This is a genomic window from Nocardia sp. NPDC127606, assembly GCF_042671725.1.
Lineage (GTDB): Bacteria > Actinomycetota > Actinomycetes > Mycobacteriales > Mycobacteriaceae > Nocardia.
In genome coordinates, this window is the sequence record NZ_JBHXWQ010000003.1 from 185,053 (window position 1) to 210,965 (window position 25,913).

At 67.4% G+C, this 25,913-nt stretch carries 34 protein-coding genes, 1 tRNA gene and 1 other RNA gene; 21 read left to right on the forward strand and 15 right to left on the reverse strand.

The features are described 5' to 3' along the window. Positions 1–2 precede the first annotated feature (2 nt). On the reverse strand, positions 3–764 hold the full coding sequence (locus ACFVJ5_RS16475) for an alpha/beta fold hydrolase (protein WP_379220931.1): 762 nt from the start codon (positions 762–764) through the stop codon (positions 3–5). Positions 765–824: 60 nt separating this feature from the next. Here ACFVJ5_RS16475 and ACFVJ5_RS16480 point away from each other — a divergent pair, with 60 nt between their 5' ends. Beyond that, complete coding sequence (locus ACFVJ5_RS16480) at positions 825–1,205, forward strand: MerR family transcriptional regulator (protein ID WP_379220932.1); 381 nt, start codon at positions 825–827, stop codon at positions 1,203–1,205. Between the two features lie 68 nt (positions 1,206–1,273). Here the strand turns inward: ACFVJ5_RS16480 and ftsX are convergent, their stop codons facing one another. The 6 genes from ftsX to ACFVJ5_RS16510 all read right to left on the reverse strand — a co-directional run bounded on the left by ftsX (position 1,274) and on the right by ACFVJ5_RS16510 (position 6,068). Further along, positions 1,274–2,176 carry a permease-like cell division protein FtsX gene (gene ftsX / locus ACFVJ5_RS16485; RefSeq protein ID WP_379220934.1) on the reverse strand — a complete coding sequence of 301 codons (903 nt, stop codon included), beginning with the start codon at positions 2,174–2,176 and terminating at the stop codon, positions 1,274–1,276. Continuing rightward, complete coding sequence (gene ftsE, locus ACFVJ5_RS16490) at positions 2,176–2,865, reverse strand: cell division ATP-binding protein FtsE (protein ID WP_101466171.1); 690 nt, start codon at positions 2,863–2,865, stop codon at positions 2,176–2,178. The genes ftsX and ftsE overlap by 1 nt, the downstream gene beginning before the upstream one ends. A gap of 54 nt (positions 2,866–2,919) precedes the next feature. Further along, positions 2,920–3,075 carry a hypothetical protein gene (locus ACFVJ5_RS16495; protein ID WP_378632946.1) on the reverse strand — a complete coding sequence of 52 codons (156 nt, stop codon included), beginning with the start codon at positions 3,073–3,075 and terminating at the stop codon, positions 2,920–2,922. After that, entirely contained in the window at positions 3,062–3,919 is an 858-nt protein-coding gene (locus ACFVJ5_RS16500; RefSeq protein WP_378632949.1) for a mechanosensitive ion channel family protein, read from the reverse strand. The genes ACFVJ5_RS16495 and ACFVJ5_RS16500 overlap by 14 nt, the downstream gene beginning before the upstream one ends. A 128-nt stretch (positions 3,920–4,047) precedes the next feature. Next, positions 4,048–5,166 carry a peptide chain release factor 2 gene (gene prfB / locus ACFVJ5_RS16505; RefSeq protein ID WP_056812604.1) on the reverse strand — a complete coding sequence of 373 codons (1,119 nt, stop codon included), beginning with the start codon at positions 5,164–5,166 and terminating at the stop codon, positions 4,048–4,050. Between the two features lie 44 nt (positions 5,167–5,210). Beyond that, positions 5,211–6,068 carry a helix-turn-helix transcriptional regulator gene (locus tag ACFVJ5_RS16510; RefSeq protein ID WP_379220937.1) on the reverse strand — a complete coding sequence of 286 codons (858 nt, stop codon included), beginning with the start codon at positions 6,066–6,068 and terminating at the stop codon, positions 5,211–5,213. 141 nt (positions 6,069–6,209) lie between these two features. On the opposite strand from ACFVJ5_RS16510, the gene ACFVJ5_RS16515 reads away from it, so the two are divergent. The 8 genes from ACFVJ5_RS16515 to ACFVJ5_RS16550 all read left to right on the forward strand — a co-directional run bounded on the left by ACFVJ5_RS16515 (position 6,210) and on the right by ACFVJ5_RS16550 (position 13,493). Then, a complete protein-coding gene (locus ACFVJ5_RS16515) occupies positions 6,210–6,791 on the forward strand; it encodes an NADPH-dependent FMN reductase (RefSeq protein ID WP_379220939.1) in 582 nt (193 codons plus the stop codon). 121 nt (positions 6,792–6,912) lie between these two features. Continuing rightward, positions 6,913–7,698, forward strand: coding sequence for a histidinol-phosphatase (gene hisN, locus ACFVJ5_RS16520; protein WP_379220941.1), 786 nt, complete (start codon positions 6,913–6,915; stop codon positions 7,696–7,698). A gap of 95 nt (positions 7,699–7,793) precedes the next feature. Further along, the gene (recQ, locus tag ACFVJ5_RS16525; protein WP_379220943.1) at positions 7,794–9,785 is read left to right on the forward strand and encodes a DNA helicase RecQ; all 1,992 of its coding nucleotides are present in this window, start codon (positions 7,794–7,796) and stop codon (positions 9,783–9,785) included. A 99-nt stretch (positions 9,786–9,884) separates the two neighbouring features. Next, on the forward strand, positions 9,885–10,118 hold the full coding sequence (locus tag ACFVJ5_RS16530) for a hypothetical protein (RefSeq protein WP_379220945.1): 234 nt from the start codon (positions 9,885–9,887) through the stop codon (positions 10,116–10,118). A 348-nt stretch (positions 10,119–10,466) separates the two neighbouring features. Continuing rightward, the gene (locus tag ACFVJ5_RS16535) at positions 10,467–11,114 is read left to right on the forward strand and encodes a YdcF family protein (RefSeq protein WP_379220947.1); all 648 of its coding nucleotides are present in this window, start codon (positions 10,467–10,469) and stop codon (positions 11,112–11,114) included. Positions 11,115–11,172: 58 nt separating this feature from the next. Continuing rightward, complete coding sequence (locus ACFVJ5_RS16540) at positions 11,173–12,111, forward strand: acyl-ACP desaturase (RefSeq protein WP_378651804.1); 939 nt, start codon at positions 11,173–11,175, stop codon at positions 12,109–12,111. Positions 12,112–12,159: 48 nt separating this feature from the next. Beyond that, the gene (smpB, locus tag ACFVJ5_RS16545) at positions 12,160–12,633 is read left to right on the forward strand and encodes an SsrA-binding protein SmpB (RefSeq protein ID WP_379220949.1); all 474 of its coding nucleotides are present in this window, start codon (positions 12,160–12,162) and stop codon (positions 12,631–12,633) included. Beyond that, on the forward strand, positions 12,630–13,493 hold the full coding sequence (locus ACFVJ5_RS16550) for an EamA family transporter (RefSeq protein WP_378632976.1): 864 nt from the start codon (positions 12,630–12,632) through the stop codon (positions 13,491–13,493). The genes smpB and ACFVJ5_RS16550 overlap by 4 nt, the downstream gene beginning before the upstream one ends. Positions 13,494–13,497: 4 nt before the next feature. Here the strand turns inward: ACFVJ5_RS16550 and ACFVJ5_RS16555 are convergent, their stop codons facing one another. Next, positions 13,498–14,796, reverse strand: a complete 1,299-nt coding sequence (locus ACFVJ5_RS16555) for an ABC transporter substrate-binding protein (protein ID WP_379220951.1) — start codon at positions 14,794–14,796, stop codon at positions 13,498–13,500. A 225-nt stretch (positions 14,797–15,021) separates the two neighbouring features. Here ACFVJ5_RS16555 and ssrA point away from each other — a divergent pair. Next, positions 15,022–15,394, forward strand: a transfer-messenger RNA (tmRNA) gene (gene ssrA / locus ACFVJ5_RS16560). Positions 15,395–15,752: 358 nt separating this feature from the next. Here ssrA and ACFVJ5_RS16565 read toward each other — a convergent pair. Then, positions 15,753–16,082 (reverse strand): hypothetical protein, encoded by a 330-nt coding sequence (locus tag ACFVJ5_RS16565; protein ID WP_379220953.1) that lies wholly within the window; start codon positions 16,080–16,082, stop codon positions 15,753–15,755. 233 nt (positions 16,083–16,315) lie between these two features. On the opposite strand from ACFVJ5_RS16565, the gene ACFVJ5_RS16570 reads away from it, so the two are divergent. The 4 genes from ACFVJ5_RS16570 to ACFVJ5_RS16585 all read left to right on the forward strand — a co-directional run bounded on the left by ACFVJ5_RS16570 (position 16,316) and on the right by ACFVJ5_RS16585 (position 18,138). Next, positions 16,316–16,654: a hypothetical protein gene (locus ACFVJ5_RS16570; RefSeq protein ID WP_378632983.1), complete on the forward strand. Its 339-nt coding sequence runs from the start codon at positions 16,316–16,318 to the stop codon at positions 16,652–16,654. Next, a complete protein-coding gene (locus ACFVJ5_RS16575) occupies positions 16,626–17,141 on the forward strand; it encodes a DUF6879 family protein (RefSeq protein ID WP_379220955.1) in 516 nt (171 codons plus the stop codon). The genes ACFVJ5_RS16570 and ACFVJ5_RS16575 overlap by 29 nt, the downstream gene beginning before the upstream one ends. Then, a complete protein-coding gene (locus tag ACFVJ5_RS16580) occupies positions 17,138–17,968 on the forward strand; it encodes a helix-turn-helix domain-containing protein (RefSeq protein ID WP_378632988.1) in 831 nt (276 codons plus the stop codon). Before ACFVJ5_RS16575 ends, ACFVJ5_RS16580 begins: the two co-directional genes overlap by 4 nt. 93 nt (positions 17,969–18,061) lie before the next feature. After that, positions 18,062–18,138 (forward strand) — tRNA-OTHER (locus tag ACFVJ5_RS16585). Positions 18,139–18,144: 6 nt separating this feature from the next. Here the strand turns inward: ACFVJ5_RS16585 and ACFVJ5_RS16590 are convergent. After that, entirely contained in the window at positions 18,145–18,354 is a 210-nt protein-coding gene (locus ACFVJ5_RS16590) for a hypothetical protein (protein WP_379220957.1), read from the reverse strand. A gap of 4 nt (positions 18,355–18,358) precedes the next feature. Then, complete coding sequence (locus tag ACFVJ5_RS16595) at positions 18,359–18,502, reverse strand: hypothetical protein (RefSeq protein WP_379220958.1); 144 nt, start codon at positions 18,500–18,502, stop codon at positions 18,359–18,361. 228 nt (positions 18,503–18,730) lie between these two features. On the opposite strand from ACFVJ5_RS16595, the gene ACFVJ5_RS16600 reads away from it, so the two are divergent. From ACFVJ5_RS16600 to ACFVJ5_RS16615, 4 genes are read left to right on the forward strand one after another with little or no spacing between them, the layout of a single operon-like run. Next, complete coding sequence (locus tag ACFVJ5_RS16600; RefSeq protein ID WP_378704461.1) at positions 18,731–19,060, forward strand: ArsR/SmtB family transcription factor; 330 nt, start codon at positions 18,731–18,733, stop codon at positions 19,058–19,060. A gap of 14 nt (positions 19,061–19,074) precedes the next feature. Beyond that, positions 19,075–19,755, forward strand: a complete 681-nt coding sequence (locus tag ACFVJ5_RS16605; RefSeq protein WP_379220960.1) for a cation transporter — start codon at positions 19,075–19,077, stop codon at positions 19,753–19,755. Positions 19,756–19,757: 2 nt separating this feature from the next. Further along, on the forward strand, positions 19,758–20,366 hold the full coding sequence (locus ACFVJ5_RS16610) for a methyltransferase family protein (RefSeq protein WP_379221881.1): 609 nt from the start codon (positions 19,758–19,760) through the stop codon (positions 20,364–20,366). Between the two features lie 53 nt (positions 20,367–20,419). Further along, positions 20,420–21,481, forward strand: coding sequence for a hypothetical protein (locus ACFVJ5_RS16615; protein ID WP_379220962.1), 1,062 nt, complete (start codon positions 20,420–20,422; stop codon positions 21,479–21,481). 88 nt (positions 21,482–21,569) lie between these two features. On the opposite strand, the gene ACFVJ5_RS16620 is transcribed toward ACFVJ5_RS16615, so the two are convergent. After that, positions 21,570–21,779: a DUF5302 domain-containing protein gene (locus ACFVJ5_RS16620; RefSeq protein ID WP_063816119.1), complete on the reverse strand. Its 210-nt coding sequence runs from the start codon at positions 21,777–21,779 to the stop codon at positions 21,570–21,572. Positions 21,780–21,890: 111 nt separating this feature from the next. Here ACFVJ5_RS16620 and ACFVJ5_RS16625 point away from each other — a divergent pair, with 111 nt between their 5' ends. Further along, positions 21,891–22,778 (forward strand): hypothetical protein, encoded by an 888-nt coding sequence (locus ACFVJ5_RS16625; protein WP_379220964.1) that lies wholly within the window; start codon positions 21,891–21,893, stop codon positions 22,776–22,778. On the opposite strand, the gene ACFVJ5_RS16630 is transcribed toward ACFVJ5_RS16625, so the two are convergent. Further along, on the reverse strand, positions 22,756–23,580 hold the full coding sequence (locus tag ACFVJ5_RS16630) for a DUF1266 domain-containing protein (protein WP_379220965.1): 825 nt from the start codon (positions 23,578–23,580) through the stop codon (positions 22,756–22,758). The two genes, ACFVJ5_RS16625 and ACFVJ5_RS16630, sit on opposite strands and share 23 nt — an antisense overlap. A 141-nt stretch (positions 23,581–23,721) precedes the next feature. On the opposite strand from ACFVJ5_RS16630, the gene ACFVJ5_RS16635 reads away from it, so the two are divergent. Together ACFVJ5_RS16635 and ACFVJ5_RS16640 are read left to right on the forward strand one after the other, a co-directional pair. Then, positions 23,722–24,417 carry a helix-turn-helix domain-containing protein gene (locus ACFVJ5_RS16635; RefSeq protein ID WP_379220967.1) on the forward strand — a complete coding sequence of 232 codons (696 nt, stop codon included), beginning with the start codon at positions 23,722–23,724 and terminating at the stop codon, positions 24,415–24,417. A gap of 124 nt (positions 24,418–24,541) precedes the next feature. After that, the gene (locus tag ACFVJ5_RS16640) at positions 24,542–25,030 is read left to right on the forward strand and encodes an NUDIX domain-containing protein (protein WP_379220968.1); all 489 of its coding nucleotides are present in this window, start codon (positions 24,542–24,544) and stop codon (positions 25,028–25,030) included. Here ACFVJ5_RS16640 and ACFVJ5_RS16645 read toward each other — a convergent pair. Both ACFVJ5_RS16645 and ACFVJ5_RS16650 read right to left on the reverse strand, forming a co-directional pair. Further along, entirely contained in the window at positions 25,006–25,404 is a 399-nt protein-coding gene (locus ACFVJ5_RS16645; RefSeq protein ID WP_379220970.1) for a VOC family protein, read from the reverse strand. The genes ACFVJ5_RS16640 and ACFVJ5_RS16645 overlap by 25 nt on opposite strands. Positions 25,405–25,456: 52 nt before the next feature. Beyond that, a complete protein-coding gene (locus ACFVJ5_RS16650; protein WP_379220972.1) occupies positions 25,457–25,870 on the reverse strand; it encodes a heat-shock protein HtpX in 414 nt (137 codons plus the stop codon). Positions 25,871–25,913: the final 43 nt, after the last annotated feature.

The window sequence follows — 25,913 nt, forward strand, 5'->3', positions numbered from 1 at the left end:
TTCTAGACCCCGTGGCGGTCGAGGAATTCGGTCAGCAGCTTCTGCCACTCGTCGGGGCGCTCGACCATGACGACATGGCCTGCCTCGATCTCGGCGTACTCGGCGCCGGGAATCGCCGCGGCCAGTGCCCGCGAGTTCGCGGGATCGACCAGCAGGTCGGCAGTGGTCGCCACGACGAGAGTGGGCACCGCGACGGCGGCCAGGTCGGCCGTGGTGTCGACCGACTCGACCAGCGCCGCCTGTTGCCGGGTACCGCCGGGAATCGAGGCGGCGGTCTGGCCGACGATGTCATCGATCGCGGCCACGGGCAGCGCGTTGACGAACCCGGTGGAGAAGCCGGTGAGCACGACGAGACGGGCGAAGGATTCGTGGTCGCCTCGATCCAGGAGGTCCTGCCAGGACCGCACGACGAGCTGGGCGCGATTGTCGGGGGCGGTCAGGCCCGCGGTGAGCAGGAGGCCGGTGACCCGGTCGGGGTGACGGACGGCGGCGCGCACGGCCACCGCGGTGCCGAGGGAGAATCCGATGATGGTGAAGGTCTCGACGCCCGCGTCGACGGCGGCCGACACCAGGGCGTCGGCGAGGTCGTCGAGGTCCAGCGGGGTGTCGTCGCCCGGGTAGTCCGAGGCGACCACGGTGTGTGCGTCGGCGAGCGCCGGAATCACGGTGCCGAAGTTGCTCTCGATCCCGCCGCCCGCGCCGTGCGCGAGGACGATTCCGGGGCCGGAGCCATGGACGGTGGTGTGCAGGGGAATCGTGGTCATGGCGGCGACGTTAGGGATTGACATGGGTGTGAAGGTCAAGCCGAAGGTGCCGGTGCTCACATGCTGATCGGCGAATTGGCACGACGCACCGGGGTCGCCACCCGGCTGCTGCGCTACTACGAGGAACAGGGTCTGTTGCATCCGCACCGGGACAGCAACGGTTATCGAAGCTATCCGGCATCGGCGGTGGCCACGGTCGCCCGGATCAGGGAACTGCTGGCCGCGGGCCTGAACACCGATGACATCGCCCTGCTCATGCCGTGCGCGCAGGACGCGGGACCGGTCCAGGCCTGCGAGATGTCGGTGCGAGTCATGGCCGACAGAACCGCCGAGCTGGAACGGCGCATCGCCGACCTCGACCGCCGGCGATCCCAGCTCGCCGCGCAACTCGGCGCGAGCCTCGCCAACGCCGGGGGACTCCCGGTGACGGGTCTGAAGTAGCACCACGCTCGGTGCTTCCGTCGGCGACGCGGCGGGACCGACCGAGCCGGGCCCGCCGCGCACAATCGCTATTCGCGGACGTAGTAGCGCAGGGTGAGATAGGCGGTAACGGCGGCGAAGACGATGCCGACGGGCGCGATCGTCAGGGCCACCACCGCGATGTCGTCGCCGGTGATGCGCGGGAAGACATTGCTGTCGAACAGGGGGCCGAGCGCCCGGTCGATCACCAGCGGACGCGCGATGACCAGGCCGAGAACCGCGAGCGCCGAACCGACGAAGGCCGCCGCGACCGCCTCGAGCAGGAACGGCAGCTGGGTATACCAGCGGGTCGCGCCCACCAGGCGCATGATGCCGACTTCCGTGCGCCGCGTGAACGCGGCGATCTGCACCATGTTCAACACCAGCAGCATCGCGGCCAATGCCATCACCAGGGCCAAGCCGAACGCGGCGTTGCGTAGCCCGTCGAACAGGCTGGTCAGCCGGTCGACGAACTCCTTGTCATTGGCCACGATCCGCACGCCCGGCCGCGTCGCGAAGCTGTCGTAGATGTGCTGATACTGGTCGGCGTCGGTCATCTTGACCCGCAACGAAGCGGGCAAGGGCGAGTCGGCGATGTACTGCACCATCTCCGGCTGATCCGCGAACAGCTTCTTCGCCTCCTCGAGCGCGTCGGCACGGTTGAGGAACTGCACGCTCTCAACACCCGAGGTCTGCTTGAGGTCGGCGAGCAGCGCCTTGCACGGGTCGACGGCGCAGTCGGGATCGGTGTCGGAGACCGCGTCGTCGAGGTAGAAACGCACCTCGAGGCGGCCGATGAAGAAGTTCTCGGTCTTGTCGGCCATCCGCACCGACAGCATGCCGCCGCCGAGCATCATCAGCGACACGGCCGTGGTCAGGATCATCGCGATGGTCATCGTGAGATTGCGGCGCAGGCCGTCGACGACCTCGGTGAACAGGAAACTCAGTCGCATTATCGACCCACCCCGTAGACGCCGGTCGCTTCGTCGCGCACGAGTCTGCCGTGGTCGAGTTCCACCACCCGCCTTCGCATGGCGTCGACGATGTGATTGTCGTGGGTGGCCATCAGCACCGTGGTGCCGACGCGATTGATCCGTTCCAGCAGCGCCATGATGTCGGCGCTGGTGTCGGGGTCGAGGTTGCCGGTCGGCTCGTCGGCGAGCAGGACCAGCGGCCGGTTGACGAACGCGCGCGCGATCGCGACCCGCTGCTGCTCACCACCGGACAGCTCCGACGGCAACCGCTGTCCTTTACCGCCGAGCCCGACCATGTCGAGCACCTCGGGCACCGTCCGCTCGATGAACTGGCGCCGCTTGCCGATCACCTCCAGCGCGAACGCGACGTTCTGTTCCACGGTCTTCTGCTGCAACAGCCGGAAGTCCTGGAACACGCAGCCGATCCGCTGCCGCAACTTGGGCACCTTCCGGCCCGGCAACCGGTCGACGCGGAAATCCGCGACCCGGATCTCGCCCGATGTCGGCGCCTCTTCCTTGAGCAGGAGTCGCATGAAGGTCGACTTGCCCGAACCGGACGGGCCGATGATGAAGACGAACTCGCCTTTTTCCACATCGACGGAAACGTTGTCCAGCGCCGGTCGCGTCGAGGTCTCGTACGACTTGGTCACGTTGCGCATGGTGATCACGGGGAGCCAGTGTAACCAGCGAACGAGCCGTCTCAGCGGGACGCGGCGCGCCGATCAGGGTTGGGGGTCGGCATTCACCCAGGTCGGTACCGCATTGAGGAACGTCGTCGGGCCTTCGGCGGCGGTATCGGTGGGTTTGACGAACAGGTACACGACAAACGTCGACAGCCACGCCGCCATCAGGATCGCTGTGGACTTACGTGGTTTCACTGATTCCCTCCTTACGCAGGGCCGCGGCGACGCGCACGCGCAGTTCGCGACCCACTTCGAATTGTTTGCCTGGCAATGTGCGGGCAACCATCCGGATGTTCATCACGTCGAGCGAGAGATCCTCGACACCCATCACCGACGGCTCGTCGAGCAGCAGCGGTTTGAGGCGGCGATCCTCGTAGGCCTTGGTGCACACCGCGTGCAGGATCTCGTTGATCTTGGTGATATCGGCCTGCGCCGACACCGGGACGTCGATCGCGGCCCGCGCCCAATCCTTGGACAGATTGGTGACTTTCACGATCTGCCCGTTGGGGACGATGATCACCTCGCCGTCGGAGTTACGCAGCGTGGTGATGCGCAGCGTCACGTCCTCGACGGTGCCCTCGGCCGGGTCGGCGGAGCCGGTGACCGAGATCTGCACCACGTCACCGAAGCCGTATTGGCGCTCGGTGATCAGGAAGAACCCGGCCAGAATGTCCTGGACGATGCGCTGCGCGCCGAAACCGAGCGCGGCACCGAGCACCGCCGCCGGCGCGACCAGACCCGTCACCGCGAAGCCCAGCCTGCGCAACACCTCCATGCCGACCAGCACGTACACGATGGTCAGCACCACCCACGTGACCACCTGTGCCAGCGCGTGACGGTGCTTGGCCGCTTCGGTGCGAACCAGGGCGTCGCTGGTCTGGAAACCCGAGTCGATCTTGGTGGTCACCCGGTCGCGCAGGAACGCGGCGAACCGGCCGAACAACATCGCGCCGACGATCAGCAGGACGATTTCCAGCCCACTGGAACGCATCCAGTCGCTGATCTCGGGTCCGCTGCTGGCCGCGAGGACGTCGGTCATCGCGTCTCCTTCATGGACCTGCACAGGCACAGTTTCGGTTCGGTCGAACGCACACCAGAAAGGTTACAGGTCGGTCACGGCGTGCGGTCAAACGTGCTGAAGCGCACGGTTTGTGAGCGAACAGCTGGCTACGCGTCGTCCTGATCGCGCATGCGCCAACGGATTCCGGACTCGATGAAGCCGTCGATGTCGCCGTCGAGGACCGCGGTCGGATTGTTGACTTCGTGGTTGGTGCGCAGGTCCTTGACCATCTGGTACGGGTGCAGCACGTAGGAACGCATCTGGTTGCCCCACGACGCGCCCTCGTTGGTCTTGAGCGCGTCCATCGTGGCACGCTCCTCCTGGCGCTTGCGCTCGAGCAGCTTGGCCTGCAGCACGCGCATGGCCGAGATCTTGTTCTGCAGCTGCGACTTCTCGTTCTGGCAGGTCACGACGATGCCGGTGGGAATGTGGGTCAGGCGTACCGCGGAGTCGGTGGTGTTGACCGACTGGCCGCCGGGGCCCGACGAGCGGTACACGTCGACCCGGATCTCACCCTCGGGGATCTCGATGTGGTCGGTCGTCTCCACCACGGGCAGGACCTCGACCTCGGCGAAGGAGGTCTGGCGACGGCCCTGGTTGTCGAACGGGCTGATCCGGACCAGGCGGTGCGTGCCCATCTCCACCGACAACGTGCCGTAGGCGTAGGGCGCCTTCACCGCGAAGGTGGCGCTCTTGAGGCCCGCTTCTTCGGCGTAGGAGGTGTCGTAGACCTCGACGGGGAACTTGTGCCGCTCGGCCCAGCGGATGTACATGCGCATCAGCATCATCGCCCAGTCGGCGGCGTCGACGCCGCCGGCGCCGGAACGGATGTTGACCAGCGCGTCACGCTTGTCGTACTCGCCCGAGAGCAGGGTGCGCACTTCCATCGCCTCGACGTCCACGCGCAGTGCGGCGCGCTCGGCGTCGGCGTCGGCGGTGGCTTCGGCGGCGGCCGCGTCCTCTTCGGCCTCGGCCAGTTCGTAGAGCACCGGCAGGTCCTCGAGCCGCTGGCGCAGATCCTCGACACGGCGCAATTCGCTCTGCGCGTGCGAGAGCTCACTGGTCACCTGCTGGGCGTGCTCCTGGTTGTTCCACAGCTCGGGATCGGCGGCCTGGTGCTCGAGTTCATCGATGCGGCGGCGTAGCTCCTCGACATCGAGGACCGACTCGACCGTCTTGAGCGTGGTGTCGAGTTCTGCGAGGTCGGCGATAACGTCAGGATGCACGATGTCCTAGGCTACCGGTCCCGTCCGACACCGTGCCTATTCGGTCAGCTTGCGATGGACCGCAGGCCTCCTGGGCGGCGTCCGACCAGCTGGTCGAGGGCGTTCGCGCTGGCCTCGTCGGCGGGGAGCAGGACATAGAGCGACTGGTCGTCGTCGATGGAGAGATCCAGCGACTCGTAGGCCAGTCGCAGCGTGCCAGCCTCGGGGTGACCGATGCGGTCGATACCGCCCGACGACGGCAGTCCGGGCAGCGTCGCGAGGCGATCGGTGAAGGCGCTGCCCGCCGTGACGGTGAGTTCGTCGACCAGGGCGGCGACCATCGGATCGGCGCGGAACGGGCCCTGTTTGAGCGAAGCGACCAGCTTGTCGGCGGCCGCGTCCCACTCCGGGTACAGCTCGCGGGCGCCGGGGTGGGTGAACACGAATCGGGCGACGTTGGCGGGCTCGCCCTGCTCGAACAACCCCGCGGGCGCCATCAGCTTCCGGTAGCCCTCGGTGCAGGCGAGGATCTCGGTGAAGCGGTTGGTGATCGCGGCGGGCGCCGGTTCCAGCTGGGCGAGGATCGCCAGGATCGTCGGACGCACCGTGCGGTTGGGACCGTTCTCGGCAGCGCCACAACTGAACCCGGACACGCCCTTGCTGAGTTGGTGCAGATGGACGCGCTCACGGGGACTCAGCCGCAGTGTCTCGGCCAACGCGGACAACACCTGAGCGGAGGGATGGCTGTCGCGACCTTGCTCCAGCCGGATCAGATACTCGACACTGACGCCCGCCAGCATCGCGACCTCGGCGCGACGCAGACCCGGCGTGCGCCTGCGTTGTCCGGCGGGCAGCCCGACCTCGGCGGGGGAGACCGCTTCGCGGCGGGTCCGCAGGAACAGCCCGAGTTCGTTGTCGCTCACCTCTTCGACGGTACCCAGCGCGGCGTCACGCAGAGTGGCCGTGCCACTACCACTCTCAGCGTGGTCTCCCTGCGACGCTCGCGGTCCGCGAGATTTGGTCGTACCGGCTGATCGGGCCGGTACGACGTAGAGGAGAACATCGTGTCCACGCTGAAGCTCGCGATCATTATCGGCAGTGTCCGTGACGGCCGATTCGGCCCCGTCGTCGCGAACTGGTTCGCACAGCAGGTCGACGACCGCTTCGAAGTCGACATCATCGACCTCGCCGACACCACCCTGCCCGCCCTGCCCGCCGTGCCGCCCGCCCTCGACCCCGACCCGGTCCGCCCCGCCGACATGCGCGACCTCACCGACCGCCTGGCCGCCGCCGACGCCTACGTCATCGTCACCCCCGACTACAACCGCAGCTACCCCGCCGCCCTCAAAGCCGCCATCGACTGGCACTTCACCCAGTGGGACGCCAAGGCGATCGGCTTCGTCGGCTACAGCGGCGGCTCCGGCGGACTCCTGGCCATCGAACACCTGCGCCAGGTCTTCAACGAACTCAACGCCCACACCGTGCGCCACTACGTCTCGTTCCCGCGCTACTACATGCTCTTCGACGAGACCGGCCAACTGCACGACCCGCAGGAACCCGAAGCTGCCGCCACGGCCCTGCTCGACCAGCTGCACTGGTGGACAAGTGCTCTGGTCGCAGCGAAAACAGCCCAGGTCGTGGCCTGACCAGGCGCTTCGCCACGTTGTCGCGCACCCGGCCGGAGCCGCTGAGCTGGGGCAGGCAACGGCAACGGTGTTCACCGCGCCGCGAACTCGAGCGGGTCGGCTCGGCGAATACACTCCCACCGTGGCTGCCTACTCCGCTGACCTGGACCTTGCCCTGCGACTGGCCGACCAGGCCGACGCCATCTCGCAGGAGCGCTTCGGCGCCGTCGACCTCAGAGTCGACTCGAAACCGGACCTCACCCCGGTCTCGGATGCCGATCTCGCGGTGGAACAGGTGATCCGCCGCGTACTCGCCGACGAACGCCCGGGCGACGCCGTCCTGGGCGAGGAATTCGGCGGCGACGCCGAGTTCAGCGGCAGACAGTGGGTGGTCGACCCGATCGACGGCACCAAGAACTTCGTCCGCGGCGTGCCGGTGTGGGCCAGCCTGATCTCTCTGTTGGAGGACGGTGTTCCGGTGGTCGGCGTGGTGAGCGCGCCCGCACTGGGCAGGCGCTGGTGGGCCGCCGCCGGTTCGGGTGCGTGGGTACAGGTCCACCCCGGAGCGCCCAAGCCGATCTCGGTATCCGCGGTCGCCGACCTCGACGCCGCGAGCCTGGCCTTCTCCAGTCTGTCCGGCTGGCACGAGCGCGGCCTGCGCGAGAAGTTCATCGACCTCACCGACGCCGTCTGGCGAGTGCGCGGCTACGGCGATTTCTTCAACTACTGCCTGGTCGCGGAGGGTGCGGTCGATATCGCCGCCGAGCCGGAGGTCTCGCTGTGGGACCTGGCCGCCCTCGACATCCTGGTTCGCGAGGCGGGTGGCGCGTTCACCTCCCTGGACGGACGCTCCGGCCCGCACGGCGGCGACGCCGTGGCTTCCAACGGCCTGCTCCACGACGAGGTCCTCGGCCGTTTGCGCGGGTGAATCGGAGTTATCCACAGGTGCGCAACTTCGGCATCCGCCGCCGTCGGCTCCGGTCGACGGGCTGCGCGACCGGCGCTCGCTCGTAGGATGGCCCGGTGAGCAATTCCGGCGCCACAGCCCCCGATGTCGACGACTTCCCGCCCGAGGACTTCCCACCCGACGACGCGTACCCGTCCGGCGGCGGGTACGTCTCCGAGCACGACTTCGCCGACACCGGCGACTTCCACTTCGACGACCTCGCCCCGGCCACACCGGGCCGGGTCGCGGCTCCCGACTGCGCCGAGACCGCCGACGAGGTCCTACGCCGCGTCTTCGGCTACGACAGTTTCCGCGGCGACCAAGCGGCCATCGTCGAACAGGTCGTCGGCGGCGGCGACGCGCTGGTGCTGATGCCGACCGGTGGCGGCAAATCCCTCTGCTACCAGGTCCCCTCACTGGTCCGCGATGGCGTCGGCGTCGTCGTCTCACCGCTGATCGCCCTCATGCAGGACCAGGTCGACGCGCTGAGCGCCCTCGGTGTGCGGGCCGGATTCCTCAACTCCACCCAGTCGCCGGATCAGCGGCGGACGGTGGAGGCGCAGTTCGTCTCGGGCGATCTGGACCTGCTCTATCTGGCGCCGGAACGCCTACGACTGGAAGCCACGCTGCGGCTGCTCGACCGCGGCAAGATCGCGCTGTTCGCGATCGACGAGGCGCACTGCGTGTCGCAGTGGGGCCACGACTTCCGGCCCGACTACCTGGCCCTGTCCCTGGTGCACGAGCGCTGGCCCGATGTCCCGCGCATCGCGCTCACCGCGACCGCCACCGAGAAGACCGCCGCCGAGATCGTCGAACGGCTGGATCTCGGCGCCGCGAAACAGTTCATCTCCAGCTTCGACCGGCCCAACATCCAGTACCGGATCGAATCGAAGAACCGCGCCGACCGTCAGCTGCTGGACTTCATCCGCGCCGAGCACCCCGGCGACGCGGGCATCGTCTACTGCCTCTCGCGTAATTCGGTGGAGAAGACCGCGGCCATGCTCAACGAGAACGGCATTCGCGCGGTGCCCTATCACGCGGGCCTGGATTTCCGGACCCGTGCCGAGAACCAGTCCAGATTCCTGCGCGAGGACGGCCTGATCGTGGTCGCCACCATCGCCTTCGGCATGGGCATCGACAAACCCGACGTGCGCTTCGTGGCTCACCTCGACCTGCCGAAATCGGTCGAGGGGTACTACCAGGAGACCGGCCGCGCGGGCCGCGACGGTCTGCCGTCGACAGCCTGGATGGTCTACGGCCTCAATGACGTTGTGCAGCAACGCAAGATGATCGACTCCAGCGAGGGCGACGCGGCCCATCGCAGGCAGCTGCAACTGCACCTCGACGCCATGCTCGCCCTGTGCGAGACCGTCGGCTGCCGTCGCGCGCGGCTGCTCAACTACTTCGGTCAGACCGGCGGCGCCTGCGGCAACTGCGATGTGTGCCTGAACCCGCCCGAGACCTGGGACGGCACGGTGCCCGCGCAGAAGTTGCTGTCCACGGTGCTGCGGCTCAAACGCGAACGCGGACAATCGTTCGGCGCGGGCCATCTCGTCGACATCCTGCTCGGCAAGACCAACCAGAAGATCACCCAGCATCGGCACAACGAGCTCTCGGTGTTCGGTATCGGCACCGATCTGCGCGATACCGAATGGCGCGGAGTGGTGCGGCAGCTGCTCGCGGGCGGTCTGCTCGCGGTGCAGGGCGAATACGGTGTCCTCGCACTGACCGACGAGAGCAACGAGGTGCTGTTCGAGGGCAGGAAGGTGCCGATGCGGCGCGAGCCCGAACGCGCCGCCCGGCCCGCGCGTAGCGCGAGATCGGCCAAGGCGACCGCGGATCTGCCCGCCGCCGACGTCGGAGTGTTCGAGCGCCTGCGGGCCTGGCGTGCCGCAACGGCGAAAGAGCAGGGCGTGCCCGCCTACGTGGTGTTCCACGACGCCACCCTGCGCGAGATCGCCGCGCGCAAACCCGCCGACCTCGCCGCCCTCGGCACCGTCGCCGGCGTCGGCGAGAACAAATTGGCCCGCTACGGCGAGGGGGTGCTGACCACGCTGGCCGAGGAATAGCGGTCCACTTTCGCCTGGGTGCCCGCACCCAGCAGGGCGTACACGCGCGGCGGAGAGCAACCCGCACCGAATCGGACGACGCCGAGTTACTGTCGAGTCATGGCGAACGGTGAAGGCTCGGACGACGATACGTCGGGCGGCAGCCCGAGTGCGGGAGCCGATACCCCGACACCCCCGATGCCGCACCGTCACATCGACCCGGTCGTCGCGCCCACTCTCCTCGGCGTCCACCACGGCGTGATCCACCGCGGTAGGCCACGCTGGTCGACCCTCGCGCTGATCGCCATCTTCACCGCCGCCTTGGTCCTCTACCTCGTACTGAGCCCAGGCTGACGTTCCGCCCCCGCAGTCCCATCGTCGGGGTTCGATAGTCGCAACAGCGTGCGCAAACGGTGCTGCGCGGTCCCATACACCGCTGTCGGATCCAGTGCTGTGTCACTGACGGTCGTGTTCCCGGGTCGCCCTGGGTGCCGCCGTTCGATCGTGCGCTCGCCAAGGCCTCGTAGTCCTCGACGTCCGATTCCGGAAATTTTGCGATGCCACGCACCAGCGGTGGCTCACATGCGCATGTGAGTTGTCGTAACCGCAGGTCGAAGGGATGTCGGTGGTAGTCGACCCGGCGCACCGTTGCCGAGCGGGACCGATCACGGAGATCGGCCCGAGCTCGAGGAGGCGACGGCAATGGTGCGGTGGACTTGGGGCAAGCGTGTGGTGTGCGCGGCGATAGCGGTCACGGGATTGGCCTGCGTGCCGGTACCCGCCGGTGCCGACTTTCCGGCCCCACCCGGTCTCGACTTCGCGCGGGCGCTCGGCACGCCGGCCCTGCCCGGCGTCTACGGCCCCGACACCGCCGTCGTGGTCCTGGGCTACGGCCTGACACCGGAGGGCACGATGCGCGAGGAACTCGTGCGACGACTGCGCGCGGGCCTGGCCCAGGCCGTCTTCGCACCGTGGTCGCCGATCATCGTCACCGGCGGCAACCCGCAAGCCGGTCTGTCCGAAGCCGACGCCATGGCCGGCTGGCTGGTCGGCGCCGGCATCGACGAGAGCCGGATCCTGCGCGAATCCGAGGCCGACTCGACGGTGGCCAATGCTCGCAACACCGCTGCGATACTCGCCGACCGGGGCTTGCGCTCGGTCGTTCTCGTCACCTCCGAGGACCACATCGCCCGAGCCAGAGGCGCATTCGCCGACGCGGGCGTGCTGGTGGTCGGCGACCTCACGCCCGACCGCGCCCAGTGGGATTCGGTGCCACTGCACGTCGGCAGCTTCGGGCCCCCGCACCGCTGTGACCGATCATCGCCGCACGTCGACAGTTGTGATGAGTAGTCGCGGAAATCTCGGCAATAACCCCGAGAACCCACCGTTCGCCTCGTAGCGTCGACCCATGACGCTCCACCTGTCCGACAGCGACATCCTCGCCGAGCTCGAGCCGACGGCCGAAGCCAACCTCAACGACCACCTGTCCAAGGCCAAGATGTGGCACCCCCACGACTACGTGCCGTGGGACGAGGGCCGCAACTTCGCGGCCATGGGCGGCGACGACTGGGACCCCGAGCAGTCGCGACTGAGCGAGGTCGCCAAGGCGGCGATGATCACCAACCTGCTCACCGAGGACAACCTGCCCTCCTACCACCGCGAACTCGCCGACACCTTCGGCTTCGACAACGCCTGGGGCACCTGGGTCGGCCGGTGGACCGCCGAGGAGAACCGCCACGGCATCGTCCTGCGCGACTACCTCGTCGTGACCCGCGCCGTCGACCCGGTCGCGCTCGAAGAGGCCAGGATGTCGCACATGACCGCGGGCATCGCCAAGCCGGAGAAGGGTTCGCAGTTCCTCAAGGGCGTCGCCTACGTCACGTTGCAGGAGCTCGCGACCAGAATCAGCCACCGCAACACCGGCGCCCTGTGCGACGACCCGGTCGCCGATCGCATGCTGGCCCGGATCGCCGCCGACGAGAACCTGCACATGATCTTCTACCGCAAGCTGTGTGCCGCCGCCCTCGACCTCACCCCCGACGAGGCCATGCGCGCCATCACCGACGTGATCCTGCGTTTCCAGATGCCCGGCCTCAACCAGCCCAACTTCCGCCGCAACGCGGTGCTGCTCGCCAAGCACGGCGTCTACGACCTGCGCCAGCACCTCGACGTCGTCCTTCGCCCGACCCTGCGGATCTGGCGAATCTTCGAGCGCACCGATTTCGGCCCCGAAGGCGAAATCGCCCGCGACGAGCTGCACACCTACCTGCTCGACCTCGAGGTCAAGGCGGCCCGTTTCGAGGAGCAGCGCGACCGCGCACTGGCCAGGGCGGCCGCCAGGGTCTGAGTCAGCCATGGAATAAAGCGCTGGCGCCGTCACTTACAGTTGACCGTTATGAAGGAAAAGGGGCGCAAGGTCATCGCGACCAACCGCCGGGCGCGGCACAACTACACGATCCTCGACGTCTATGAGGCGGGGATCGCGCTGGTCGGCACCGAGGTGAAGAGCCTGCGTGAGGGCAAGGCCTCGCTGGTCGACGCCTTCGCGACCGTCGACCACGGTGAGGTCTGGTTGCGCGGGCTGCACATCCCGGAGTTCAGCCACGGCACCTGGACCAACCATTCGCCGCGCCGCACCCGCAAGCTGCTGCTGCACAAGCGTGAGATCGAGCACCTGGTCGGCAAGTCGCGCGAGGGCAACCAGACGCTGGTGCCGCTGTCGATGTACTTCTCCGACGGCAAGGTGAAGGTGGAGCTCGCGCTCGCCAAGGGCAAGCAGGACTACGACAAGCGTCAGGATCTGGCCCGCAAGCAGGCCGAGCGCGAGGTCACCCGTGAAGTAGGTCGGCGGGTCAAAGGCATGCGTTGATCTCCGTAGTGCTCGCCCTCGTCGCGGCGGCGGGCTACGGAGTCAGCGACTTCTTCGGCGGGATCGCCGCGCGCAGGGTCACGGCGCTGCGCGTGGTCGTGGTGTCGTACCCGTTTTCCGTACTGCTGGTCTTGCTGATCGCGCCGCTGGTGGGCGGACATGCCGACACCGCGTCGGTGCTGTGGGGACTGGCCGCCGGTGTGGCCAGCGGCTTGGCGGTGTGGTGGTTCTACGCCGCGCTCGCCGACGGTCCCATGTCGGTGGTGTCGCCGCTGACCGCGGTGCTGGTCGCGGGGATCCCGGTCATCGCGGGGTTCTTTCTCGGCGAACGGCCGGGCTCGATCGCGATCGCGGGCATCGCCGTGGCCCTGGTCGCGGTGGTGCTCGTCAGCCGGGAGGCACCCGACGAAACCACCGAGGAGATCACCGGCGGCAGGCAACTGCGTTTCACCCGCCGGGTCGCGCTCCTCACGATCGGGTCGGGCGCCGCTTTCGGTTTCGCGTTCTACTTCCTGCACGAAACCAGTGCGAGCGCGGGACTGTGGCCCCTGCTCGCCCAGCGTGTGGCGGCAACCGCGGTGGTGTGGACATCGGCGCTGGCGGCAGGTGAATTCCGTGGCCTGCACGGTGAACCGCTGCGCTTGGCCTTGGCGGTCGGCGTGCTCGATGTGATCGCCAACGCCGCGCTGCTCTACGCCTTCCATGGCGCGATGCTGTCGGTGGTGAGCGTGATCGGCTCGCTGTATCCGGCGGCGACCGTGCTGCTGGCGATGGTCCTGCTCGGCGAACGCATCAGCGCCACCCAGAAGGTCGGCATGGTGCTCGCGCTCACGGCGGTCGCCATGATCGCCGCGAGCTGATCTCCTACAAGCGGGTGCAGGGCTCGTGCAGGTTCAGCCGACCCAGTGTCTTGCCCTGGTAGCCGATACTCACCGCTCTGGCGCCCATCGGCGCCTCCCGGTCCGGTTCGAACACCGCTGACCACTCCGTCTCCAGATCCGGTTCGGCCGCACCCGCCGGGTGGATCACGACCATGCCCTCACCGTCGGGTTTCATCGCGCCGACGCTGCGGCGCAGGCCGGCGCGGGTGAGTTCGCCGTTCGCCGCCGCTGCGGTGAGCAGGGCTTTGAGCGGATAGGTGATCGCCCAGCCCAGCGAATAGCCGAAGTTGGCCGGTTCGCCGGTGATCGCGTCGCGGGCGTGCTTGGCGCCCACGCTGTCGCCTGCCCAGCTGTCGACCGGGGTCGTGTAGTTGTAGAGCGCGGTCAGCGCGGGCGCCGCCGCCGATTGCAGCAGTGCCGCGTTCCAGGTGGGCAGCGAGCCGAGGAACCGGCCGGTGAAGCCCGATTTCACGAGCTTGCCCACGATCTCCGCGGTCTCGGCGGGTCCGGTGGCCAGCATCACCAGGTCCGGCGCCGCCGCCATGATCTCCGCCACGGGGCCGTCCTGGTTGCCGACCTCGGCATTGGGTCCGGTGTCGATGCGATCGGCGATGGTGGCGTCGTTGGCCAGCGCCCACTTCAGGGCGCCGCTGGCGTAGTCGCCGCCGTAGTTGCCGCGATAGGCGACGACGGCGATATTGTGCGGCGTGTAGTGGGTTTCGGCGAACCAGTCGAGCCCGGTCACCGCTTCGGTGCAGTAGGAGTAGCCCGCGCTGAGCACCAGATTGCGGTCGGCGCTGCGATAGTTCCAGCCCGACCACTGGGTGGCCGCGGTGCTCACCATGTCGTCGGCGTCCATCTGGTTCAGCATCGCGACGGTCTGCGCGGTCCCGAAACTCATCGACAACGCGAGCACGTTCGGCTCGATCTCCTCATACGCGCTGCGATGGGTGCGCGGATCGTAGGAGGTGTTGCGGGTGTAGGTGCTGATGTCGATGTCGTAGCCACCGATGCCGCCCGCCGCGTTCACCTGCTTCCAGAACGCCACCTGACCGTCGTTCATCGAGGCGCCGAGCGGGGTGAACGGCCCGTTCGCCAGATCCGAGAGCACCCCGAGATAGATGCAGCCGCGATCGGTGTTCGGCGAACCGGGACAGGGCGTGCTGGTGACGCCCGGCGCGGCGGCTGTCTCGCCCGACGAGCAGGCCGCGGCCAGCACGAGACTCGCAACAGCCGGGATCGCCGCGAATCGGCGCAGTCCACGCTGACTGGTGAATGCCATGAGATAACTCCTTGCTCCAGTCGCCCAGGACATTTCACAGTTCCGGGGCGGCCGAACGAGAACAGTACCCGTCACCACCGGCGGTCCGACCCGGATTCGCCGAGGCCATCTGGCGGGGTTCGCTACAAGATCACTTCGGCGACACCGCGAGCTGGCAGAAATAATGGGAAGATCTCACCCCGCGCCGGTGTTAATATGACTAGCCCGCACGGTGCGGGCACGTACGGGGCTGAACGGTTTCGACTGCGTACGTTGATTCAGGGGAAGCGTGTCGGTGCAGGCAAGAGACCACCGTAAGCGTCGCTGCAACCAATTAAGCGCCGATTCCAATCAGCGCGAGTACGCCCTCGCTGCCTAAGTAGCCAGGTCGTCTCTGTCAGTCCGGGTTCGTCCCTCGACCCGGGTACTGGCATCAGCTAGAGGGAATTACCGTTCGGCTCGGTCGCGGAGTCGGAGGGGACATCTAACAGCGACTGGGATCGTCATCCAGGCTTGTTCGCGAGACTTGGAGATCCAAGCAGAGACACAGCGAACTGCACACGGAGAAGCCCTGAAGACACGGCGGAGGACCCGGGTTCGATTCCCGGCAGCTCCACCAAGAGTCTCTGGCCTGTTAACGCAGGTCAGGGACTTTTTTTATGCGCTGAGTACGGGCAGATTCAGCCTGCTGCCCACACTTTGCCCACATCCTGCGGCAGCAAGTCTCCCCAGCACCACGGTGAATCACGCACTCGGCTGTCTGGCTCAGCTCATCGAAGTAGAACGTAAGGATCGATAGGACGACGGCTGTTATCCACGGTGACGATCACTCCCCTGATACTGAGTGCTCAGGGTATCGGCGCACACACGCTTCGGGTGGCCGAACAAGACCCTTGTTCACTGGTCGCGCTTTGGCCACACGGCTGCGACGAACACGATGGCTGGTAGGCCGATCACGATCACCCACCCGATCACGATCACGTGTCCGCCTGGCATCCGGCCGGGAAGTACTGCCGGGGGCGGCGGTCGTAGGTTTCTGCGGCGCTCAACCATGCGGCGATGGCGTCCACGTCACCCACAACAACCACCCTCCAAGCCGAGGCGAGTTGCCAGCCTTCCGGGGTGGATGTGATGGTCATCGACCGGCGTGCGGCGCGTTCGGTCAGGTCGGCAAGCTGGGCCTTCGTCTGGCTGGTCATGAGGGCTGCTTGTTCGTCGGCCACGCCTCGAGCGCTGCGAGCAGTCGCCTGATCACGCTCGGTGGCGCAACGTTGATCGGGTGCGGGCGTTCGGTTCTGGGTGTCCACTGCGGGAGCATCGCGGCCTCCTGGTGCTCTTCGGGTTTCACTCCCGGCGGGGACTCCTAGTTCAAACCCGCCGGGAGCGTTGGAGCTGACGGTATGGGTTTGTACAACCGCCTGGACAGGAACTTTCTTGAACTTGCTCCAACTGGTCTGAACAGGCGACAACCTGTGTGACACGGTGGGACGATGTGGGAGTACGGGAAAGCTCGCGCAAGTTCTCACCAGGGGGTAGCGATATGCGCCTAACGTTCCTCGGCAACGGCGGCAGCGACTCGGGCGGCTGCCCGACACTGTTCGCCACCGACAGCGGCACCTACGCGGTGCAGGGATGGCAGACGGACTCACCGGAAACCGTCGAAATCCCGCACTTGCTCCTAGGTTTCGCCCAACCAGATACCTACGTCGGGGTACCGATGGCCGACAGCGGTAGGGGCACGTTCACCCTGACCGGCCGACCGATTACCGACCCGGAAACGCTCGCACAGATGAACCTCGCCGCCGACGAGTCGGCTATCGAGGTCCCCAAGCTCGAAAGGACCTTTTACGGTGCGCTATCGGCCCAACGCCGAGCCTGACCTGTGGCCCGGGCTGTTCCGGGAAACCAAGCGGTCAGCGTTCCATTTCGAGTGCCGAGACACCTATTTCGTCGCCGACGAGGACGAACGTCTGCGTGCGTTCCTCGCTGGCGAGCCAGCGCCCTACACCGCGACACCGTGGCAGGCGCTCATGCGGGAAACGACCGAACGCGGCGTGAGCGTGAGCCGTGTCCGGGTGGTCACCATACCGCTGTCGGACTATCAGCGATGGTTGCTGTCGGTCACCGGCCACAACGTCGAAGCGGGCGAAAACATCCGGTACGTGCCACGTCACGACGCCGGAGAGATCCCGCCGGATGATGCGTGGCTGTTCGATGACGAGCGGGTCGTCTACAACCTGACCGACGAACGCGGAGCCCCGGCAGGCTTGGCGGTCACCACCGACTCGGCCGTAGTCGATCATTTCGTCGCGACTCGTGACCGGCTGTGGAACGTGGCTGTTCCGTTCGGAGAGTTCGCCGGGTGACCAATCCGGCAGACGCGCGGGAAGCTCTCGGGGCCAGGCTCCGGGAGCTTCGCCGTACAGCAGGCATTACCGGCCGCGCCCTGGCTGACCTCGCCGGTTGGGGCGAGGCGAAGGTCTCGAAGATCGAGAACGGCCGACAGACACCGTCATCCGACGACCTACGCGCCTATTGCGCCCACACCGGCACCCTCGACCAGCTCGCCGATCTGCTGGCGACCCTGCACAACCTCGAAACGGCCTACACCGAGTGGCGCAAGGTCCTGGGCACCGGCACACACCGGCAGCAGAAGGCGAACATCCGCCTAGCCGAGTCAGCCGAGATGATCCGGATCTACCAACCGCAGATCATCCCCGGCATTTTGCAAACAGCGGACTACGCGACTGCCGTTCTTCGCCGTTACGTCGAGTTCTATCGGACGCCCGACGACGTAGACCAGGGCGTCGCCGCGCGCATCGAACGTCAACAGCTCTTGTACTCGGGTCGGCGGAAGTTCCACATTCTCATCGCCGAACAGGCGCTACACACCACGGTCGGCGACGACGCGGTCATGGTCGGCCAACTGGATCGCCTGCTTGCCGTGGCGGGCTTGTCCAGGGTGCTGCTGGGCATCATCCCCGCGAAAGCCGAGATGCCGATACAGGCGACGAACTTCGTCCTGTTCGATCAGCGGCTCGCCACGGTCGAAGCGATCACGGCGGAACTGCGGGTGACCCAACCCCGCGAGATCCTGATCTATCTCCGTGCGTTCGACGCGCTCGCCCGCCAGGCCGCCACTGGGGACCCTGCCCGGCTGCTCATCCGCCGGGCGATGGAAACGCGGCTGTGAAGCCAGCCCAGAGAGCCAGAATCGGCTCGGACTCGGGGCCCACATTTCGCCCACACCGGGAGCGGAAGCAGGGCACTGGAGGCCGGACCGATTGGAATGCAACCGCAGGTCAGCAAGCTGCCGAATCTGCGACGCGGCGGAGGACCCGGGTTCGCTTCCCGGCAGCTCCAGGCGTGTCAGCCGCGGTAGGTCCAGCCCTCCGGGCGCCAGCCGGCGGGCATGTTCTGATGTGCGTATTCGACCATGATCCTGATCAGCTCGGATCGGTTCGGCTCGCCCTGCTTGGTGAGCAGCTCCTCGGCGATGGCCTGGTCGTCCAGGGCGACGATCTGGTCATCGGACATGCGCAGCGCGAGCACGGGTCGACGTGGTCCGGGTCTGGGCACGGGTCTACCTCCGGGCGAACTTGATCAGGATGAATGCGACGGCGAGCCACGCTACCGCGTAGACCCCGGCGCGTACGGGGTTCCAGTTGTCGGCGAGCAGGAGAGTACCGAGGACGGCGAGCCCGGCCAACAGGGCGAGGATTCTCATGGGTGGTGCCTTTCGGTGCGTGGTGCAGGTCGACCTGAACGCTGGCTCACTATTCTTGAATTCAGTTCTGGGCAAGGCAGATTCACGGGTTGTCGGCCACAAGTTCCCGTCAGGGCAGCGAGATCAATGCCTACATGCTGTCCAGCAAACGCATCGCAGGCGCGGGCTGTCAGCGGCACTATCAGTACATCCTGTTCTGAATACAGATTCTGATGTACCGTATGAGGTATGGAATCCACGGTGCAGACCGACGCGCTGTCCCGGTTCGGCTACGCCCTCTCGGACTCGACCAGAACCAAGATCCTGCTGAGTCTGCGGAAGGAACCCGGCTATCCGTCGGAGCTGGCCGAAGCGATCGGTGTCTCGCGGCAGATTCTGTCCAACCATCTGGCCTGTCTGCGTGGATGCGGTTTGGTCGTCGCGGTTCCCGAGGGTCGTCGTAGCCGGTATGAGCTGGCGGATCCGCGGATCGGGCGGGCCTTGGACGACCTGGTCGGGCTGGTGCTCGCCGTCGATCCGGCCTGCTGCCCGGCGGCGGAATCGGACGGCTGCTGCTGATGGAGTCGATCGGGATGCCCGTGCTGATCGCGCCGAGTCCGGTGCGCAAGGCGGTGTTGACGACGCGGATTCGGTGGTTGGTCGCGGCGACGATCAGCTACAACGTGGTCGAGGCGGTCGTCGCGCTGAGCGAAGGCGCGCGGGTGTCCTCGTCCGCGCTGATCGGGTTCGGGCTGGACTCGGTGATCGAGGTGTCCTCGGCGGCCGCGGTGGCGTGGCAGTTCGCCGGGCGCGATCCGCAGGCGCGGGAGAAGGTGGCGCTGCGGGTCATCGCGTTCTCGTTCTTCGCGCTGGCCGGCTATGTCGCTGTCGACGCCGTCCGCTCGCTGCTCGGGGTCGGCGAGACACGGCATTCGACGGTCGGGATCGGGCTGGCGGCCGCGAGTCTGCTGATCATGCCGGTGTTGTCCGCCGCGCAACGGAGAGCAGGGCGCGAGCTCGGGTCCGCCTCCGCTGTGGCCGATTCCAAGCAAACCCTGCTGTGTACCTACCTTTCGGCCGTGTTGCTGGTCGGCCTGCTGCTCAACAGCCTGTTCGGCTGGTCGTGGGCCGATCCGCTCGCGGCGCTGGTGATCGCGGTGATCGCGGTGAAAGAAGGAATCAACGCCTGGAAGGGCGAAACCTGCTGCACGACAACGTCTACCGATGTCGGTCCCCGTGGCTGCTGTGACAACGACGATCGAGGAAACACCTGATGATGGCGATCTGCGCATTCGTTCTGTACCTGGTTTTCGGCCTGCTCGGCTTCGGCTGGCGTAGTTGGCGCCAGTATCAAGCCACAGGGTCGACCGGTTTCCACGGCATCAGCGGACGACCCGGCTCGCTCGAATGGCTCGCCGGCGTCGGTTTCGTCGCCGCGATCGTGGTCGGCACGGCGTCGTCGGTGCTGCAGCTGGCCGGCGTCGTAGCCCCGATCGGGGCGCTGTCCGCGATGCCGATTCAGGCCGCCGGATTCGTGCTCGCCGTCGCGGGTATCGCGGCAACGCTGTACGCGCAGCTCGAGATGGGCGAATCGTGGCGCATCGGGGTCGATCCCAGCGAGACGACGACGTTGGTCGACACCGGGGTGTTCGGTCTGGTTCGCAACCCGATCTTCACCGCGATGCTCGTCTTCGCGGGCGGTGTCACGCTGATCATCCCGAACGCTGTCGCGATCGTCGCGTTCGCGCTGTTGCTGGTGACTATCGAGCTGCAGGTACGGGCCGTCGAAGAGCCCTATCTGACGCGGGTCCACGGCGCGAACTACCGCGCCTACCTCGCGGCGACGGGGCGGTTCGTCCCCGGCGTCGGACGGGCTCCGCTCTGATCCGGTAGACCCTGGTGAAGGGCGGTGCGGGTGGGCCACGTAGAACTGAGCGAATGACGCGGTATGCATACGACTCGGGGGCGGGAACGCTGGTCGCCACCTGGGGGACCGGTCGCGGTGATGTCGCCGAGACGATCGCCGAGGTGCCGGGCGCCGAACACGGCGTGGAGCTGGCGGCGGCCTTGGCGAGTCTGGCGCGGTTCCAGTGGCGGACCTACACCCATCCGGCGACCGCCGCCGGGGATCCCGATGTCGTGAACGGGGAAGCGTGGCGGCGGGCGGAGGAGCGTAATCGCTTCGCGAAGGTCGAAGCCGCGCTGCGCACCCCCAATCTGCCCGACGACGACGGGTGCATGCTGGTGTTCTACAGCCCCATCGAGGAATCCGCGCACCATGTGGGCCGCGTGCTGCATGCGATCGGTGACGCGAGCCTGGTGGATCGGGTCGTGAACGAGGTGCTCACCGAGCAGGCGGCGATCACGGCCGCGGAACTGGGCGATCTGGCAGGTCGAGCCAGGCAGGCCGTCGAACTCACCCGCCCGGAGATCTCCCCGGTGCAGGTGCACGCGGCGGACACCCTGCTCCGGGCCAATCCTCTCGGCACGATCGACCTGTTCACCGAACTGGATCCCGCCGCCGCCTCGGTCGCCGCCGCGCACTGGCTGCGAGCCGCGGCGACGGTGGCGGGCGAGGTCACGGGCCTGGAGCCGGTGGACGTGGTCGCCGAGGCAGACGATATCGAAGCCCTCCAGGTCGAGACGCCGACCGTGGTCCTGGAGCGGCTCGGCGCGGGGGAGACGCCCACCCAGGTGGTGGTCGACCTGATCGCCGATGCCATCGCGGTCTCCGAGGGCAAGGTTCGCGACCTGGACGGCATCATCGAAGCCGCGCAGGAAATCGAGGAACGCGACGACGAGGACGACGATCTCGACGACTGGACCGACGGCTACCGCATCTGCCGCCTCGACCCCACTCGCCCCGCGATCGATCTGCTCGAAGACCTGCTCGGCGCCATCCGGGGATGCTGGCTGGTCTTCAGCGAAGCCGACAGCGGCGCCACCTTCGAGGACGCCGTCCGAACCGAAGCGGACGCCGATACCTCCCGCTTGCAGTAGCTCCCGCTCCATCGAAAAGCCCTGCGCCGCACGGTGATCACCGCGGCGCAGGGCTGCTCATGGAAGGGGTCACCCGCCCGGCGCGGGGCTATCCGCCGGCGCGACGGCGGAAGGTGCGCTTCCCGCCTGCCTGCGCGTGCGTCCCCCGCACTTTGGCGGAATTCTGGGCGGCCCCACCCGCGGAGGAGTGGCCGTTCTTCCGCTCGAGCGCCTCACGGAACCGCCGCTTCGTCGCCTCCTCCGGAGTTTCGATCGCGTCCGCGGACTGTTCGGCGGAGACTTCCTGTTCATCGGGCATGCGTACAGCCTGCCACCTCGGCGCACCGTCGAACACCATCGGCAGGACCATCGCCCCGCCCGCGATGGCCCCTCGGTAGGATCCACCGATGCGGGGCAGGCCAGGAGGGACGTGGCTTTGATCGAAGTATGGGGTGCGCGAGTCGCGGTCCGGTACGCGGACGGGCGGTTGGTGACGACGCCGCTGCGCGCCGACAACGAGATCGCGCTCGACGTCGGGGTGGCCGAGCTGGGCAGGATCGCGCTCGCGAACACCGAGGACGGGCAGATGGCGTTGCTGCTGTTCTTCCGGTCGGCGCAGTTCGTGGTGAACGGTGCGCCGACGGATCGTCATCCGGTGCCGGTGTTCCTCGAAACCGGCCTACGCGAACAGGCGCAGGCGCTGATCAGGGCGGTCGAACGCGACCTGATCAGCCTACGCAGGGTGTTCCCGCCCCGCCCGAATCTCGTTCCGCCGCACACGGTGCCGGGTTCGAACGGCCCGCAACGCCCCGATGTCACGGCGGCCGCACGCCGAATGCGGCACGCGGGCAACTCCTTACGCGAGATCGACATCCTGCACCGCTGTGCCCGGCCCGACGAGTACGTCCTCGAACTGGCCCAGGCGGGCCACGAGGGCGCTCCGGGACTGGTCGCGATCACGACCCTGCGCCTGCTGTTCGTCTCCGCGTGGGCGGTCTACGAATTCCCGGTCTCGGTTCTCACCGGCGCCGACGTGCTCACGGCCCCCGGACAGGTCGCGACCCTGCGGATCTCGGGTGCGGGCACCGACCTCGATTTCGTCGACTGGGAACCCGCCGACTTCACCCGCATCACCGAGGCCGTCCGCCTGGCCTGCGAGATCGAGCACGTCGACGGATCCATCACCCAGTCGATGCCCTGCTCGGCCGACCTCTTCGGCGAATGGCAACTGCTGGTGGAACGCCGCAAACTGGGCATGGTCGACGACGATCCGTTCCGCCGTCAAGCCGTCGGCATCATGCTGACGATGCCGGGCTGAACACCGGCGCACCCGGATGCAGCGACACCCGCCGCCACGGACTCGACGGTCGGAGGTGCAGCCCCGCGATCATCCGCCTACGTTCGGCCACTTGGCTTTTCGCGGCTGACAGATCTTGTGTGGCCGCCCAGAAGATCGCACCGGTGAGGAACCCGTCACCGAACTGGCGCCAGTTGCGATAGTGCTGACGCGCCCGGTCCAGCCCGGTCAGCATGTGTTCCCACGCCTCGTCTTCGGTCAGGTATCCCGCCGTGCACGCGGCGCGGGCGATGAACACCAGCCGTGCCAGATCCCATGCGGTGGCGTCGATCTGGAGCGGTGTCGGCAGGCTGTCGGTGATGCCGAGTTTGATGGCCTGTAACCAGGCGTCGTAGTCGCGATCGATCCCGGCGGGCCCGCGATACCCGCGGAAACCCGAGAGGGTGTGCAGGAATTCGCGGTGTTCGTCGGCCAACCCCGACCGATCGACCCGGCCGGTGTCGGTCGCGGCCATCACGGCGAGCGGATGGACGAGTTCGAACAGCGGCGCGTGCATCCCGGCCAGCAACCGCCGTACGGTGTCGTGCGCGTCGTCGGCGTTGTCGACGCCCCACGACTCGTGCAGTCCTTCGATCGCGGTCTCCCGCCGCGTCGACGCGCTGTCGGGCTCCTCCGGGAGGAACGCGACACCGTCGCATTGCGCACCCCAGCTGCGGCCGTAGTACGCACCGACAGCCAACGCCCTGATCCGGTCGTCGTCGACAGACGCACCCGACCACACGTCCGGCTCGATATCTATATCCGCACCGGGAAATCCCGCCACCCGCGGCCGTCCACCCCGCACTGATGCTGTCGGTTGCATTGGCACCCCTCTGCCGAGCCGAACGTCGTGCCGTCAGATCTTACGTACCGGGTGATCACGGTGCGGCAGCTACCTGTCGGTGGGCGGGACTACCGTCGAAGTGTGGCGGAATACCGGGAACGTGAATCGCGGCTGGACCGAGCGGTGCTCTGGTCGCGCACCATGCCCGCCGCCACCGGCCCCGTCACGGTCTTCCCCGACGGTTGCATGGATCTGATCTGGACCGAGGGCACGCTGATGGTGGCGGGTCCGGACAGTCGCGCGTTCCTCGCGCCTGCCGCGCGGGCCAGGGAATTCGTCGGCATCAGGTTCGCGCCGGGCACCGCTCCCACGTTGCTCGGGGTTCCGGCGGTGGAACTGCTGAACCAGCGGGTCGACCTGGCCGAGATCGCACCGTCGCGCACCACCCGCGAACTCGTCGACCGCATCGACAACGCGCCCGACCGCGTTGCGGCCCTGGAAGCGATCGCATTACGATTCGCCGCCGACACCGGCCCTGCCGATCCGGCGCTCACCGCCGTCGTCGATGCCCTCTCGGCGGGCGCGACGGTCGCCGAAACCGCCGATCGGACGAGCATGTCGGCCCGGATGCTGCACCGGCGCTCCCTGTTCGCCTTCGGCTACGGCCCCAAGATGTTGGCCCGTGTTCTTCGATTTCAACGTGCGCTCGCGGCGCTTCGCACCGGAATTCCGGCCGCGCACATCGCCGCCGTGACCGGCTTCGCCGACCAGGCGCACCTGTCCCGCGAGGTCCGTGACCTGGCGGGATGCTCGGTGCGCACCCTGCAAACCGGCTGACCGGGCGTCTCACCGCCCGGAAAGTCTCATTCGGCACAGCGTGACGGAAGGTTTAGGCTCACTAGTGCACGCCCCGTCGCAAGTGCTCAGTCCAGTCCGAACACCGACGAGAGGATGTGACCTGATGATCGACGAATCCGTGTACTCCACGCTCCGTATCGAGGCAGAACGAGACGAAATCCGTCGGCTTGTTGTCGGCGCGGTCGTCGTCCGCCATCATCGAGTGCTCATCCTGCGCCGCCGACGATCGGATTTCCTGGGTGGCCGGTGGGAGTTGCCCAGCGGCGTCGTCGAGCCGGGTGAGGCACTCGACGAAGCGCTGGCCCGCGAAGTCGCGGAGGAAACCGGGCTCGAGGTCACCGGAGTCGCCGACTACCTCGGTGATTTCGACTACCTGACCGGTGCGGGCGCCCGCACCAGGCAGTTCACCTTCGTCGTCGACGTGGCGGCGACGGGACCGGTGACGCTCACCGAGCACGACGCGCACCTGTGGACCAGGCTCACCGGAGAACCCCCGGTCAGCGACGAGGTCCGCGAGATGCTCGGCCGCTATCAGCAGCGTCAGCGCGACCCCCACGACTGGTCGTCCTATTCGGCGGGCAACGGCGCGTAGAGGTCGATTCCGTGCCCGTCGGGGTCGGTGAGCGAGGCGTAGCGCTGACCCCAGAAGGCATCCCACGGTGGGAGTTCGCCGTGATGGCCGGCGTCGACGAGTTCGGCGTAGAGCTTGTCGACCTCGGCCGGATCGGCGCATCGGAAGGCGAGACTGCTGCGGCCGGGACCGGTCGGCGGCTGCCAATCGGGCGCGAAGGAGGCGATCGTCGCCTCGGTGTCCAGCGCCAGCCGAAGGCCGCCGCCGATCACGGCCTCGGCATGCCCCTCGGCTTCGGCGCCGTCCGGGAAGACCAGTCCCAGCCTGCGGTAGAAGGCCACCGAAGCGGCCATATCGGAAACAACAACGGACACGACATCAAGCTGTGGAGTCATATTCGCAGCGTAAACACTCGATCGCGGGTGCGTCTTGAACGAATCGGACGTGTCAGCGGGCGGGTACCGGCAGCAGTTCGGCGATCAGATTGCCGATCAGGATCTGCAGGTGGTCGCGAATGCCGCGCACTACCTCGATGGGCTGCCCGGCCGGATCCGACAGCACCCAGTCGCGATAGCTGATCCCGGGAAAGTACGGGCACACCTCGGCGCACCCCATCGTGACCACCACATCCGAGAGCCCCACGACATCGTCGGTGAGCGGGGTCGGCCGTTCGCCCGCGATATCGATCGCGATCTCGGCCATGGCCGCCACCGCGGCGGGGTTCAGCGCGGCAGCCGGTTCACTGCCCGCGGTGCGCACCTCGATCCGGTCACCGGCCATGGCGCGCAGGAGACCCGCCGCCATCTGTGATCGGCCCGCATTGTGGACGCAGACGAACAACACGCGGGGAGTGTGGGCCATGGTCGCCCTTTCGGCGCAGGGGCGAAGTGCTTGTGGCGCTTCG

What these genes read in the sequence shown, in the direction of transcription:
- ACFVJ5_RS16475 (WP_379220931.1), bottom strand. Translation starts at nt 764, where the DNA reads ATGACCACGATTCCCCTGCACACCACCGTCCATGGCTCCGGCCCCGGA.
- ACFVJ5_RS16480 (WP_379220932.1), top strand. Translation starts at nt 825, where the DNA reads ATGCTGATCGGCGAATTGGCACGACGCACCGGGGTCGCCACCCGGCTG.
- ftsX (WP_379220934.1), bottom strand. Translation starts at nt 2,176, where the DNA reads ATGCGACTGAGTTTCCTGTTCACCGAGGTCGTCGACGGCCTGCGCCGC.
- ACFVJ5_RS16500 (WP_378632949.1), bottom strand. Translation starts at nt 3,919, where the DNA reads ATGACCGACGTCCTCGCGGCCAGCAGCGGACCCGAGATCAGCGACTGG.
- ACFVJ5_RS16530 (WP_379220945.1), top strand. Translation starts at nt 9,885, where the DNA reads ATGGCGAACGGTGAAGGCTCGGACGACGATACGTCGGGCGGCAGCCCG.
- ACFVJ5_RS16535 (WP_379220947.1), top strand. Translation starts at nt 10,467, where the DNA reads ATGGTGCGGTGGACTTGGGGCAAGCGTGTGGTGTGCGCGGCGATAGCG.
- ACFVJ5_RS16540 (WP_378651804.1), top strand. Translation starts at nt 11,173, where the DNA reads ATGACGCTCCACCTGTCCGACAGCGACATCCTCGCCGAGCTCGAGCCG.
- smpB (WP_379220949.1), top strand. Translation starts at nt 12,160, where the DNA reads ATGAAGGAAAAGGGGCGCAAGGTCATCGCGACCAACCGCCGGGCGCGG.
- ACFVJ5_RS16555 (WP_379220951.1), bottom strand. Translation starts at nt 14,796, where the DNA reads ATGGCATTCACCAGTCAGCGTGGACTGCGCCGATTCGCGGCGATCCCG.
- ACFVJ5_RS16570 (WP_378632983.1), top strand. Translation starts at nt 16,316, where the DNA reads ATGCGCCTAACGTTCCTCGGCAACGGCGGCAGCGACTCGGGCGGCTGC.
- ACFVJ5_RS16595 (WP_379220958.1), bottom strand. Translation starts at nt 18,502, where the DNA reads ATGAGAATCCTCGCCCTGTTGGCCGGGCTCGCCGTCCTCGGTACTCTC.
- ACFVJ5_RS16600 (WP_378704461.1), top strand. Translation starts at nt 18,731, where the DNA reads ATGGAATCCACGGTGCAGACCGACGCGCTGTCCCGGTTCGGCTACGCC.
- ACFVJ5_RS16605 (WP_379220960.1), top strand. Translation starts at nt 19,075, where the DNA reads ATGCCCGTGCTGATCGCGCCGAGTCCGGTGCGCAAGGCGGTGTTGACG.
- ACFVJ5_RS16610 (WP_379221881.1), top strand. Translation starts at nt 19,758, where the DNA reads ATGGCGATCTGCGCATTCGTTCTGTACCTGGTTTTCGGCCTGCTCGGC.
- ACFVJ5_RS16615 (WP_379220962.1), top strand. Translation starts at nt 20,420, where the DNA reads ATGACGCGGTATGCATACGACTCGGGGGCGGGAACGCTGGTCGCCACC.
- ACFVJ5_RS16620 (WP_063816119.1), bottom strand. Translation starts at nt 21,779, where the DNA reads ATGCCCGATGAACAGGAAGTCTCCGCCGAACAGTCCGCGGACGCGATC.
- ACFVJ5_RS16640 (WP_379220968.1), top strand. Translation starts at nt 24,542, where the DNA reads ATGATCGACGAATCCGTGTACTCCACGCTCCGTATCGAGGCAGAACGA.
- ACFVJ5_RS16645 (WP_379220970.1), bottom strand. Translation starts at nt 25,404, where the DNA reads ATGACTCCACAGCTTGATGTCGTGTCCGTTGTTGTTTCCGATATGGCC.
- ACFVJ5_RS16650 (WP_379220972.1), bottom strand. Translation starts at nt 25,870, where the DNA reads ATGGCCCACACTCCCCGCGTGTTGTTCGTCTGCGTCCACAATGCGGGC.